Here is a 12,668-nt window from a genome sequence, read left to right on the forward strand (position 1 = left end):
TCTCATAGTAACATACACCCTCACATCCGAGCCTGCTGCGACCAGGATCGGCATTGTTTGCGCTGTTTGCGGCATTGCTGTGTGTTGGCGGAATTACGCCCGCGCCGGGGGACCATTGCGGCGAAGAAGATGAACAGGGGTGCCGTTGTACTCGGCCTCACGCATCACGACATAGCCCAGCTTTTTCGCCAGCTTTTGCGACGAGGCGTTGGCTGCGTTCACCATCGCCACCAATCGGCCCGGCATGATCCGATCAAACCAATCATGGGCGGCCTGAGCGGCCTCATATCCCAGACCCAACCCTTGTACTTCGGGCGCCAGAACCCAACCGGCTTCGGGATAAGTGTCAAAATCCTCGCCCATCGCACGGTTTCCATAGAAGAAACCGGCCTGACCAATCAGCTTGCGATTCGATTGCTGCAGCACACCCCATTGCCCGAACCCGGCCATCTGCCAATGCCCTGCATTGCGCAGAAACGAGTCCCAGGCCTCACCGCGAGATCGTGGGCTGCCACCGACATGGCGCGTCACACATGGGTCGCGCCAGATCTCGGCGAACCGTTCAAAATCCTCAGGACGCATCGCACAGAGTGTCAGACGCGCCGTATTTATCATCGGGGTGGATCTTATCATGTCCTGCCCACCTTGAATTGTGCCTCAGTGGAAACAGTGCGAATCGAAATCGCCTCGTGCAACCCTGAATTTAAAGCGGGCACAAAAAAGCGGCGCCTCCGTTGCCCGGAAGCGCCGCTTTTCTATCAATACGATACGCTTAGGACGCTTCGCTGATGAATTTGACTGCGTCGCCAAAGGTCTGGATGGTCTCGGCTGCGTCATCGGGGATCTCGATGCCGAACTCTTCTTCGAAGGCCATGACCAGTTCAACGGTGTCCAGGCTGTCTGCACCCAGATCGTCGATGAACGAAGCGTTTTCCGCTACTTTGTCTTCTTCAACACCCAGGTGTTCAACAACGATCTTCTTCACGCGATCTGCGACGTCGCTCATGTCTATTCCTCATTCTTTCTTCAGGGCGATCCGCCCGGTTCTGCCCTTGCCCGCTCGGGATGGACTTGGTTTGCCCGTTCCGGGCGGTTTGGCTCCCGGCTGTCCGGGAAAATTGAGAGCCGACCGGAACGACCGGCCCCAGCATAGATGCGCCGCCTATAGCATAGTCGACGCACAAGGCAAACGCTTTCGCACCGCCTTGGTCGCAGTCACAACATGGCCATGCCGCCGTTCACATGCAAGGTTGTTCCGGTCACATATCCGGCCTCGGGGCTGGACAGGTACAGAACGGCTGCTGCGATTTCTTCAGGGTCACCCATACGACCGGCCGGAACTTTCTGTAACAGACCTTTTTTCTGATCATCCGTCAGCTTTTCCGTCATCGCCGTTGTGATAAAGCCCGGCGCCACCGCGTTCACGGTAATCCCACGTGTTGCGACCTCATGCGCCAGCGCTTTCGAGAACCCGATCATCCCCGCCTTTGAGGCCGCGTAGTTCGCCTGCCCGGGATTGCCGGTCGCCGCAACCACCGAAGAAATATTCACGATCCGGCCCCAACGCGCCTTCATCATGCTGCGGATCACGCCCTTGCACAGCTTCATGGTCGAGGTCATGTTCACGTCAATCACGCTCTGCCAATCCTCGTCAGACATGCGCATGAACAGGTTGTCGCGTGTAATCCCGGCGTTGTTTACCAGAATGTCGACCGAACCCATCGCCTCGGCTGCCTGTTTCGGCAGCGCTTCGACCGCTTCGGCATCGCTCAGGTTACAGGGCAGCACATGGGCGCGCTCGCCCAGTTCGTCGGCCAGTTTCTGCAGCGGATCGACCCGTGTGCCGGACAGACCGACCGAGGCACCCGCGCCATGCAAGGCCCGTGCGATATCTCCTCCGATACCACCCGAAGCGCCCGTGATCAGCGCGTTCTTACCTGTCAAATTAAACATACTATTTCCCTCGTGAGGCGCCCCGGAGGGCGCGTTCTATGCTTACGATTCGGCCTGTAAGGCCTTTTGAACATCCTCTGGCGTGCTGACGGCCTTGCCCGCAATTGCCCGGTCAATCTTGCGGATCATACCCGACAGCGCCTTGCCCGCGCCAATTTCCCATGTCTCGGTGACACCTTGCGCCGCCATGTATTGCACGCTTTCACGCCACCGGACCGAACCTGTGACCTGTTCTACCAGCAATTGACGGATCAAATCCGGGTCAGTGACAGCCTCTGCCCGCACATTGGCGATCAGAGGAACGGCCGGAGCCTTGATCTCAACCGCGGCCAGTGCCTCGGCCATCACATCCGCAGCGGGTTGCATCAGCGCGCAATGGAACGGGGCGCTGACCGGCAACATAACAGCACGTTTTGCGCCCTTTTCCTTGGCAATCTCAGCCGCGCGTTCAACGGCAGCCTTTGCGCCGGACACTACAACCTGTGTCGGATCGTTGTCATTCGCGGCCTGACAGACCTCGCCCTGCGCGGCCTCTTCGGCCACGGCGCGCACGGCCTCAAGATCCAGCCCCAGAATTGCCGCCATCGCGCCTTCGCCCACCGGCACGGCGCTTTGCATGGCCTGCCCACGAGTGCGTAGCAAACGGGCGGTATCTGCCACCGTCAACGCGCCAGCCGCAGCCAGTGCGGAATACTCACCCAGAGAATGCCCGGCCACAAAAGCGGCATCGGTGACCGAAACACCTTCGGCCTCAAGCGCGCGCATCGCCGCCATCGACGTTGCCATAAGCGCCGGTTGCGCGTTCTGCGTCAGGGTCAGATCGGCAATATCGCCTTCCCAGATCAGCTGGCTCAGTTTTTCACCAAGCGCGTCGTCCACCTCATCAAAGATGGCCTGAGCTGCCGGGTATGCCTCGGCCAGTGCTTTGCCCATGCCGATGGTCTGGGCACCCTGCCCCGGGAAAACGAATGCGCGTGTCATTGCAACCTCTTGGATGACGTTAGGTTGCGGCGGGGTGTAAACCGTGTGACGACGCGGCACAAGTAGGGCCTGCGTTCTGCATTCGGGCACCGCACCTGTGCGCGGGTCGGGCTTGTGCCAAATCCTACTGGCTTTAGGTTCAAGTTGGCCAATCGAATCCGGAGTGTGCAAAAGATGCCTTCGACCAATACCTTTTCAAGCTATGGCAGCGTGACCAAGACTTTCCACTGGTTAACGGCCCTGCTGATCCTGACCGCCCTGCCTTTGGGCTGGTTTGCCAATGATCTGGCGCATGCCATCTACGATCCAAATATCCCGACCAGCGAATCCGACATCGCGCGGACCGCAACACTGTTTTCCCTGCATAAAACTGTCGGTGTCAGCGTGTTCTTCGTGGCGCTGGCGCGTATCCTGTGGGCGCTGACCCAAACCAAACCCGGCCTGCTGAATGCCGACAACAAACCCGAGGCCTTCGCCGCCGAGACCGTTCACTGGATGCTCTACGCCTCGCTGGTTCTGGTGCCCCTGACCGGCTGGATTCACCACGCCGCGACCCAAGGCTTTGCGCCCATCTGGTGGCCCTTCGGCCAAAACCTGCCCTTCGTGCCCAAATCCCTCTATTTGTCCGAGGTGACGGCAAACCTGCATTGGTTGTTCATCTGGGTTCTTGTCGGGTCACTGGTCTTGCACATCGCCGGTGCGCTGAAACATCACGTCGTGGACAAGGACAGCACCCTGCGGCGGATGTTGCCGGGACGCGCTGACGCGCCCGAGCCTCCGGCCCAGCACCACTCACCCGTACCTGCAATTGCAGCCCTGGCCATCTGGGGTGCCGTTCTGGTCGGTGGTTGGTCCATCGGCGTGTTCGAGGATCACGCAAAAGGCGCCGTGGACGCGGCAGAGCTTGGCGATGTGCAATCCGACTGGAGCGTCGAACAAGGCACCCTGTCGATCACTATCTCGCAGTTGGGCAGCCCCGTCATTGGCAGCTTCGGCGAGTGGACGGCCGCCATCGCGTTCGAAGACCCCGCCCAACCGGGCCCTGCCGGATCGGTGGATGTGACCATCGCCATCGCGTCGCTCAGCCTCGGGACGGTCACGGATCAAGCCATGGGCGCTGATTTCTTCGACAGCGCGCAATTCCCAACGGCCCAGTTCAAAGCTGACCTGTTCAAAACAGACACTGGCTACGAAGCCCGAGGCCCCCTGACCATTCGCGACAAATCGGTGGACGTCATACTGCCTTTCACCCTGCAACTCGAGGACAACACGGCAACCATGTCCGGCGCATTGCAGCTGAACCGCATGGCGTTCGATGTGGGCACATCCCAACCCACCGAGGACTCCTTGGGCTTCAACGTCACGGTCTCCGTTGACATGACGGCGAAACGTTCAGAGTAAAAAAGAAACCGCCGGGGGTTTGGCTCCCGGCGGTTGTGATCCAATGGATCAGCGCAGACTTACTCGGCTTTCTGAGCCTCGACAGAGATCTGCACCTGGACTTCATCACCAACGAAGGGCGCGAACTGGCCAAGATCAAACTCGCTACGCACCAACGTTGTAGTTGCGTTGAAGCCTGCCCAGGGCTTGTTTGCCATCGGGTGGCTGTCGGCCTTGTTCAGCGTGGCATCCAGAACGACCGATTTGGTAACGCCGTTCATGGTCAGGTCACCGGTGATATTCGCGGTATCTTCGCCGGTCACTTCGATCGCGGTCGAGGTGAACGTGATCAGGTCCCCTTCGGCGGCGCCAAAGAAATCCTCGGTCATGAAGTGATCTTCACGCGGCTTCCAGCCTGTGAACATCTCCAGAACCGGCATGGAAACCGAAACGCTCGACGCGGCAGGGTCTTCCTGATCGAACATGATCTCGCCTTCAAAGCCCGAGAACATGCCGTAAGTGGTCGAGAAACCAAGGTGGTCATAGCTGAAAAGCACCTGGCTGTGGCTGGGGTCTAGAACATACTTTTCGGCGCTGGCGAAAGCGGTGGTTGCCGTAAGGGCAAGTGCGGCAGCAAGGAGGGTGGATTTCATGACTGTCTCCGGGTTTGTGGATTTTACGCAAACATAGTGCGTTTGCTCGGAAACAAAAATGTGCTGCCCAAGGGCAGCACACAAGTCTTTTTGATTCACAATTTCTGTGCTTGGTTGAACAGAATAAATCTCAGGCGAAAATTGTTACACTTTGGCTAAGCTGACCCTTCAGCGCCCGGCTGACATCCGCCGATTGAAGCGGCAGTTTCATCAGCAGGCTGCCGTCGACATCGAACAACTGCACCTCGTCATCTTCGAACCGTGCACCACCCAGGCTGTCATAGCTGCGGCGCAGAACGGTCTGAGGGCGTCCGTTTTCATTCTTCTGCAAAACGCGCACTTCGCGGCGGATGGGGTCAAAATAGGCATCCGGGCGGCTGTCCATCACCTCGATCGTCATCAGGCTTACACCAACGATCAGAAACAGCATCGAGGCCACCATCTTGATTGGCCATACCTCGGCCCCCAACATCGAACCGGGCATCAGCCACATCGAAAAAGCGGAAATAATCAGAAAAGCGCCCACAGCCCTGGCAAGAACCAATCTGGCTCTCCAGTTTGCCTTGAACGAGATCATGACCGGAACGGAATGTTCAAAGCTCGTACCCGTCGCCTGATTGTCGAGCGTATTTGTCTGAATCGCGGTCATAACATCCATACCCTTGTTAAGGTTACCGTCGTAAGTCTGTGCTATCCGGTTATTTCCGGGTTGCTTAGTAACTTCGGGGCGAAAAGCGTCAGGAATTGGGCGCGGCAGTGGAAATTGGGCGACTTCACAAAGGCATATGTGGCAGGGCTTGCCCCGCCCGCTCAAACGTGTATACGGGGCCATCCTTCGCAGGAGTTATGAATCGCGCAGCCTCTCGTGGCAGGGTCGCGAAGGACCAGATGGCCCCGCCTTTGAAATGCGCCTTGATATAAACAGGAGTGCACATGCCACTGTATGAGCATGTTATGATCGCGCGTCAGGACCTGTCCAACGCGCAGGCAGAAAGCCTTGTCGAACATTTCGGCACCGTTCTGGCTGACAACGGCGGCAACGTCGTCGAAAGCGAGTACTGGGGCGTCAAGACGATGGCTTACAAGATCAACAAGAACCGCAAAGGCCACTATGCCTTCCTGAAAACCGATGCCCCCTCGGGCGCGGTTCAGGAAATGGAACGCCTGATGCGCTTGCATGACGACGTTATGCGCGTTCTGACCATCAAGGTAGACGAGCATGCCGAGGGCCCCTCGGTCCAGATGCAGAAGCGCGACGAGCGCGAAGGCCGCCGCGAGCGCCGTTGATCAACGCCTGACGAAAGGACATAAACCATGGCCGCAAAACCATTTTTCCGCCGCCGCAAGGTCTGCCCGTTCTCGGGCGACAACGCGCCGAAGATCGATTACAAAGACACCCGTCTGCTGCAGCGCTACATCTCTGAGCGTGGCAAGATCGTACCCTCGCGCATCACCGCCGTTTCGGCGAAAAAGCAGCGTGAACTGGCTCGTGCTATCAAGCGCGCCCGCTTCCTCGCCCTGCTGCCCTACGCTGTGAAGTAAGGAGAGACTGACATGCAAGTTATCCTTCTGGAACGCGTTGCGAAACTGGGTCAGATGGGCGACGTCGTTGACGTCAAGCCCGGCTACGCCCGCAACTTCCTGCTGCCCCAGGGCAAAGCCCTGAGCGCATCGAACGCCAACATCGCGTCGTTCGAAGCCCAGAAAGCGCAGCTGGAAGCCCGCAACCTGGAAACCAAGAAAGAAGCTGAAGCGCTGGCCGAAAAGCTGGATGGTCAGCAGTTCATCGTGATTCGCTCGGCATCGGATGCTGGCGCTCTGTACGGTTCGGTCACCCCTCGTGACGCCGCAGACGCAGCGACCGAGGCAGGCTTCACCGTCGACAAGAAACAGATTGCCCTGATCGCGCCGATCAAGGAACTGGGTCTGCACTCGCTGGCAGTTAACCTGCACCCCGAGGTCGCCGTTGAAATCCAGATGAACGTTGCCCGTTCGCAAGAAGAAGCTGAACTGCAGGCATCCGGCAAATCGATCCAGGAACTGGCTGCGGAAGAAGAAGCCGCTGCTGAATTCGAGATTGCCGAACTGTTCGACGACATCGGCTCGGCAGCGTCTGACGACGATGACCTGCCGCCCGAGGCTGCTCAGGCTGATGAAGACGAAGCCAAAGCCTGATCTGGCTGAACCAAGAATTTTGAAGGGCTGCGCCAATCGCGCGGCCCTTTTTCGTGTCGGGACCAGCAAAATTCAGCCAGATTTCAAAGCTAAGGTTGCGACGAAACCCGTGATCCATATGATCACCGCCTGAAGTTCGGAGAAGTTTGATGGCCTTATTTTCACGTCGCAGCATCATTGCTTTCCTCACACTGTCTGCCCTCGCCGCCTGCGGCGGAGGCGAGGTTTCACGGGGCGAAGCTGATCCCTTCGACCCTCCGCTCTACCCCAACGAAACTCCCGAGCTTCGCGCTTCGATCAACAAATGGGCCGATCACTACGAACTCCCACGCGAGTTGGTCCACAAACTGGCAATCCGCGAAAGTACGCACCGGCCATGGGCCGTAAACCGGCCATATTATGGGCTTTTGCAGATCCTTCCAGCTACGGCCCGCTCGATGGGCTACACCGGTAACGCACAAGGCCTGCTGGACGCAGACACCAATCTTGAATTCGCAGGAAAGTACCTGCGAGGCGCCTGGCTTTTGTCAGATGGCGATCAGCAACGCGCGATTTTTCTTTATGCAAAAGGGTTCTACCCCGAGGCAAAAGCCCGCGGTATGCTTGTAGAAACCGGGTTGAAAACTGAATAGACTCCGGGACCGCCTGCCCGCATGCAAAGACAATGTTGAGTATGAGACCCATGTTTCAATACGGCGCTCGTTCATTGTGTTGCTTTAAGTACGCATAAAGCCTATTCGAATTGCACAAATCGCTTGCGCAGGCCACCCAAAATGACGCAACGTATTATACGTTACAGATGGGACGAGGCATTTCTTTGGGGCGAGGAGTGTCACTGCAGGGGTTTGACTCGTGAAACTGATAGATCTGGCCGCGATCGACCAAGAGGAAAAAACGGCCTCCGACATCATCGACGCCGTGTGCGATGAGTTGGGCTTTGACTATGCCTCCTATGCCACGATGAACCCACTCAAGGGTGATGTGCAAGGCTACGCGAACTACCCCGAAGAATGGAAGATTCACTACGGCAGCCAGGGCTTTCATCAGTTCGATCCAACAATCTATCAATCCGTCCTTAGTATCGCGCCAGTTGACTGGGGTCGATTCAACCATGATGAAAAGTTCAATTCGGTGTTTCGAGATGCCAATGATTTCGGAATTACGGCCCGCGGACTGACTGTTCCGATCAGAGGGCCATATGGCGAATGCGGCATTCTCAGCGTGACGCGGAATTGTTCTGACACGGAATGGGCCAAGCTGAAAAAGCATGTCATGGGCGATTTGCAGATGGCTGCGGTCCATGCCCATGATACGGTCATGCAATCCGGCCTTTTGGCAAAGGCATTGCACATGCCAGCGCTGTCGTCGCGTGAAAAAGAGATCTTGCAATGGGCTGCCGAAGGCAAGTCACAGCAGGATATCGGTGACATTCTGTCCATTTCGCACCGCACGGTCGAGGTCCACATGCGCTCTGGCCGTGAAAAACTGGGGGCTTTGACCACGCCTCAGGCTATTGGCAGAGCCATCGGAATGGGCCTAATTGCCCCAGGATAGTCATTAATTTTCCAAAATTACGGGAAACCCCCAATAGCTTTGTGCTGATTCTTGGTTAAGTTCCAAGGTACGGTAACAAGACCACAGACTGTAGGGGGATGAAAATGATCATCGTAATTGATGGTATGAATCAGTGCAAATTCAAAGATGTTCTGGACGACGTCTTTAAACTGCGGGCAAGAGTATTTGGCGATCGCCTGGGATGGGATGTAAATATCAAAGACGGGCGCGAGCGTGACCACTTTGATGATCTGCACCCAGCTCACGTAGTCAGCATCAACGACGAAGGGGACGTCGTTGGGTGCATGCGGCTTTTGCAGACAACCGGGCCACACATGCTTTCGGATGTCTTTCATTCAATCCTGGACGGCGAAGCACCAATTCGCAGCGCTCAGGTTTGGGAAGCGACACGGTTCTGCGTCGACACCAAAAAGCTTGGACGCGGACGGGGAAAGAACTCAGTTTCCTATGTCACCAGCGAAGTTATGATCGGATCCTTCGAATACGCACAAGAAGCCGGTGTTCTGGACTCGATCGCGGTAATTGATCCGGTTATGAACCGGGTCCTGCAACGGTCCGGCAACGCACCATATGACTATCTTGGAACCGCCAAGCCCATGGGCAAGGTCGTGGCCATGGCAGCGCTTATGGATTGCTCGGATGAACGAATTTCAGGCATTCGCGACTATGCCGGGATCGAACATGATGTGTTCCTGACAGAAGAAAATGCGCTGGAACTGCACGCACTCGGCAAATCGGAACTGCCCACTGCGAATTTTGACCACCAACCACTCTCGCAGCTTGAACGCTATTTCGTGGAACAGATGCATGCAGCACGAACCGAGGCGGAACGTCAGGATGTCCTGCGTCTGATCGAAGCGCTGAGCGACACTTTCACGCCAGAGCAAAAGACCGCTCTGCTACGAACCCCCCGTGCTTTTGCTCATGAGGCCTGACCCCCTCACCTCATAGTACAAAGCCACCCTAGCGGAGTCGCCCTGATCAGGCGGCTCCGCTTCTTTTTTGGGCCCCCGAAAAGGGGGGAAGAGGATTATTCCTCTTCCAGTGCCTCAACGGCTTTTTGCAGGTCGTCCTTGCTGACTTCTTTGTCAGACACCTGCGCCAGTTCGAACACGTAGTCGACGACCTTGTCTTCAAAGATCGGCGCGCGCAGCTGCTGCTGCATCTGTGCGTTCTGCTGAACGAACTCGAAGAACTGACGCTCTTGACCCGGGTATTGACGCGCCTGGTTCATGATCGCCTGAGTCATCTCGGCATCGGTGACTTCAACCTCGGCCTTCTGACCCAGCTCTGCCAGCAGCAGGCCCAGACGCACGCGGCGTTCGGCCAGTTTGTTGTGCTCATCCGAAGGCTCAACCTCGCCGTGGTCGTGGCCTTCCACATCCGGATTTTCCTCGTGGAACAGCTGATGTGCGATTTGCTTGGCTTCGGCTTCGACCAGCGACGGAGGCAGATCGAACGAAACCTTGGTGTCCAGCGCGTCCAGCAGGCCACGCTTCATGACGGCACGTGCGGCACCGGAGTATTCAGCTTCCAGACGCTCAGAGATCTGACCCTTCAGCGCTTCCAGATCCTCGGCGCCGAATTTGGTTGCCAGCTCATCGTTGATCTCGGCTGCGACCGGCTCTTTCACTTCTTTGATGGTGCAGGTGAAGACAGCGTCTTTGCCGGCCAGATGCTCGGCACCGTATTCCTCGGGGAAGGTGACGTTGACGTCTTTTTCTTCCTCGGCCTTCACACCAACCAGCTGCTCTTCGAAACCGGGGATGAAGCTGTTGGAGCCCAGAACCAGCGGGTAATCTTCGGCCGCGCCACCTTCGAATTCTTCGCCATCAACCTTGCCGACAAAGTCAAACACGATCTGGTCGCCGTCTTTGGCTTTCGAACCTTTGCGACGCGCTTTGAAGTCCTGCGCGGTTTCAGCCAGATTGGCCAGCGCTTCTTCAACGGCTGCGTCGTCAGCTTTGACAACCAGCTTTTCCAGCTCGACTGATTTCAGGTCAACTTCCGGGATTTCAGGCAGCGCCTCGTAGGACATTGCGACCTCGACGTCGTCGCCTTCTTTCCAGTCCTCATTGGTCATCTTGACCTCGGGCTGCAGCGCAGGGCGGTCACCGCTGTCCTCGAAATGCTTGTTCATCGCACCGTCGATGGTTTCCTGCATCGCTTCGCCCAGCAGACGCTGACCGAACTGCTTTTTCAGCAGCGCCATCGGCACTTTGCCTTTGCGGAAACCCTTCATCTCGACTTCGGGCTGCGCTTCGGTCAGCTTTTCGTTGACCTTGTCGTCCAGCTCGGCTGCGGTCACAACGATGTTGTAGCCGCGTTTCAGACCTTCGTTCAGCGTCTCGGTAACCTGCATTATGGTAGTCCCCATAGATTTCGGGGCGCGCAAAACGGCGCGCCGGGCAAATTTGACGCCTTCTATTTGCCCAGCCGCCCACGTGCAAGGGGGCAATGCCCGGATCACCCCGGTTTTACCCTCTCTGGCTGAAAAAAACGCCCCGGATCGGACCGGGGCGTTTGTGACGGGGTCAAACGTCGATCAGAACCGCCAGCGCGCGCCCAGGACCCAGGCATCGTTGTCGTCGAACGAAGTGCCATCGTCGAAATCGTGGTTGCGATATTTCAGGTAAGCATCCGTGTTGATCGAGTCGATCCGCTGCACCACCGCGATACCCCAGGCTTTGGTGTCCGACCCATCGCTGTCGAAGTCTGAGCCATCGTAGTAGTCGACGCCCACACCGGTTTTACCCCAGGCTACCCAATCGCCCTCGTAGGCGATTTTTGTGTACCAGAAACTTGGATCCGATGCGCCACTTGCGGTGTCATCCCGCGACCCCGCAGCAGCCGTAAAGCTGAACCCGCTGGGCAACAGAACCGAGGCAGACCCTATGGTATCCTTGCGCTCACCAGACACATTGTCGAAGTCCCGCACGGCATAGGCCACGCTAGCAGCAAACTCGATGCCACCCGCAAAGGTGTTGTTATACGCGATCGCAAAGTCGTAATACGTGTCATCGTCGCTACTGGACAAGGCGTTTTCACCATAGGCGACCGCGGCGCTGAACCCGTTGAAGTCAGGCGTATCGTACCTCACGCGCGTGCGGCGGCTGCCGTCAAAGTTACTGCTGGAGTCGCCGACCGTAACGTCGCTGAGCACCCCATCTGTTCCGCGAAAGAAAAAGCCCGCGTTTTCGTCGTTGGTAAATGAATAGAGCGCCGTTCCAACATAGGACAAATCCGTCTCAGCTGCGCCGTCCGAGGCCATGCTGCCCTGCCCCGCCGAGAACCGCCCATAGCTGCCCTTCAGTGCAAAATCCACGTGCCGGATATCTTCTCTGGTCCAGCCGCTGGAATTCGTTCCCAACTGGTTTGCCTCAGCCGAGTTCGGCAGGCCCAGCGCAGTTTCGAACCGGAAGGTGAACTCATTGTTGCCATAAGGTTGCAACAGGCGCAGCCCGACACGGCTGTTGGACAGGTCATTGTCCAGCACACGGGTCTCGGTCTCCTGTCCGTCATCGACGGAGATCAGCGCCGGGTTGAACTGCCCGTAGAGCTCTACATATCCGCCACTGTTGTTTTCGTATTTCAGCTCAGCCGCAGCTGGAATGGCCGTGGTCGCCGCCAAAAGCGCCGCTACAGACGAGGTTTTCAGGTTAAGGGTCATGTCACTCACCTTGAAAGGGTTTGTATAAGGTCCTGCTCACATGCTCACCGCACCGAGCCGTTCCAATGGGGCGCGTCCCACGCCGAAAGAAGGTGGCGAATCCGCAACAGACGATCTTGTTGCAATTAAGACAAGTTATTTTAATTCAATTACTTAACTGCATTCCCGCGAAAATAACGGGCTGCCCTCAAGAAAAATCCGACAGCTTCTCATGAGCGCAGCGTATAGCCGCTATGCACACAGGGAAATTCCTGTAACGGACGCGCGATCAGATGTGATTT

At 57.2% G+C, this 12,668-nt stretch carries 15 protein-coding genes; 7 read left to right on the top strand and 8 right to left on the bottom strand.

Going from position 1 to position 12,668, the window contains the following annotated elements; genetic code table 11:
- Positions 1–93: 93 nt before the first annotated feature.
- The 4 genes from AC2FD8_RS04400 to fabD all read right to left on the bottom strand — a co-directional run bounded on the left by AC2FD8_RS04400 (position 94) and on the right by fabD (position 2,934).
- Positions 94–633, bottom strand: a complete 540-nt coding sequence (locus AC2FD8_RS04400) for a GNAT family N-acetyltransferase (RefSeq protein WP_496854218.1) — start codon at positions 631–633, stop codon at positions 94–96.
- A 139-nt stretch (positions 634–772) separates the two neighbouring features.
- Positions 773–1,006: an acyl carrier protein gene (locus AC2FD8_RS04405; RefSeq protein ID WP_008756330.1), complete on the bottom strand. Its 234-nt coding sequence runs from the start codon at positions 1,004–1,006 to the stop codon at positions 773–775.
- 209 nt (positions 1,007–1,215) lie between these two features.
- Positions 1,216–1,953 carry a 3-oxoacyl-[acyl-carrier-protein] reductase gene (gene fabG / locus AC2FD8_RS04410; protein ID WP_496854219.1) on the bottom strand — a complete coding sequence of 246 codons (738 nt, stop codon included), beginning with the start codon at positions 1,951–1,953 and terminating at the stop codon, positions 1,216–1,218.
- A gap of 42 nt (positions 1,954–1,995) precedes the next feature.
- Entirely contained in the window at positions 1,996–2,934 is a 939-nt protein-coding gene (gene fabD, locus AC2FD8_RS04415) for an ACP S-malonyltransferase (RefSeq protein WP_496854220.1), read from the bottom strand.
- Between the two features lie 174 nt (positions 2,935–3,108).
- Here fabD and AC2FD8_RS04420 point away from each other — a divergent pair, with 174 nt between their 5' ends.
- Positions 3,109–4,335 carry a cytochrome b/b6 domain-containing protein gene (locus AC2FD8_RS04420; RefSeq protein ID WP_496854221.1) on the top strand — a complete coding sequence of 409 codons (1,227 nt, stop codon included), beginning with the start codon at positions 3,109–3,111 and terminating at the stop codon, positions 4,333–4,335.
- 59 nt (positions 4,336–4,394) lie between these two features.
- On the opposite strand, the gene AC2FD8_RS04425 is transcribed toward AC2FD8_RS04420, so the two are convergent.
- Both AC2FD8_RS04425 and AC2FD8_RS04430 read right to left on the bottom strand, forming a co-directional pair.
- Entirely contained in the window at positions 4,395–4,967 is a 573-nt protein-coding gene (locus tag AC2FD8_RS04425; protein ID WP_496854222.1) for a YceI family protein, read from the bottom strand.
- 130 nt (positions 4,968–5,097) lie between these two features.
- Positions 5,098–5,625: a hypothetical protein gene (locus tag AC2FD8_RS04430; RefSeq protein WP_496854223.1), complete on the bottom strand. Its 528-nt coding sequence runs from the start codon at positions 5,623–5,625 to the stop codon at positions 5,098–5,100.
- A 275-nt stretch (positions 5,626–5,900) separates the two neighbouring features.
- On the opposite strand from AC2FD8_RS04430, the gene rpsF reads away from it, so the two are divergent.
- From rpsF to AC2FD8_RS04460, 6 genes are all read left to right on the top strand, one after another.
- Positions 5,901–6,254, top strand: coding sequence for a 30S ribosomal protein S6 (gene rpsF, locus AC2FD8_RS04435; protein WP_068332653.1), 354 nt, complete (start codon positions 5,901–5,903; stop codon positions 6,252–6,254).
- 27 nt (positions 6,255–6,281) lie between these two features.
- Positions 6,282–6,509, top strand: a complete 228-nt coding sequence (gene rpsR, locus AC2FD8_RS04440) for a 30S ribosomal protein S18 (RefSeq protein ID WP_005982441.1) — start codon at positions 6,282–6,284, stop codon at positions 6,507–6,509.
- A 12-nt stretch (positions 6,510–6,521) separates the two neighbouring features.
- Positions 6,522–7,142 carry a 50S ribosomal protein L9 gene (gene rplI, locus AC2FD8_RS04445; protein WP_496854224.1) on the top strand — a complete coding sequence of 207 codons (621 nt, stop codon included), beginning with the start codon at positions 6,522–6,524 and terminating at the stop codon, positions 7,140–7,142.
- Between the two features lie 149 nt (positions 7,143–7,291).
- Positions 7,292–7,774 carry a transglycosylase SLT domain-containing protein gene (locus AC2FD8_RS04450; protein ID WP_496854225.1) on the top strand — a complete coding sequence of 161 codons (483 nt, stop codon included), beginning with the start codon at positions 7,292–7,294 and terminating at the stop codon, positions 7,772–7,774.
- Positions 7,775–7,994: 220 nt separating this feature from the next.
- Complete coding sequence (locus AC2FD8_RS04455; protein WP_496854226.1) at positions 7,995–8,696, top strand: helix-turn-helix transcriptional regulator; 702 nt, start codon at positions 7,995–7,997, stop codon at positions 8,694–8,696.
- 125 nt (positions 8,697–8,821) lie between these two features.
- Complete coding sequence (locus tag AC2FD8_RS04460) at positions 8,822–9,652, top strand: acyl-homoserine-lactone synthase (RefSeq protein ID WP_496874288.1); 831 nt, start codon at positions 8,822–8,824, stop codon at positions 9,650–9,652.
- A gap of 95 nt (positions 9,653–9,747) precedes the next feature.
- Here AC2FD8_RS04460 and tig read toward each other — a convergent pair whose 3' ends face one another.
- Positions 9,748–11,079, bottom strand: coding sequence for a trigger factor (gene tig / locus AC2FD8_RS04465; protein ID WP_496854413.1), 1,332 nt, complete (start codon positions 11,077–11,079; stop codon positions 9,748–9,750).
- 183 nt (positions 11,080–11,262) lie between these two features.
- A complete protein-coding gene (locus AC2FD8_RS04470) occupies positions 11,263–12,387 on the bottom strand; it encodes a porin (protein ID WP_496854228.1) in 1,125 nt (374 codons plus the stop codon).
- Positions 12,388–12,668 lie beyond the last annotated feature (281 nt).

It is taken from the genome of Ruegeria sp. YTSC192, from assembly GCF_059609705.1.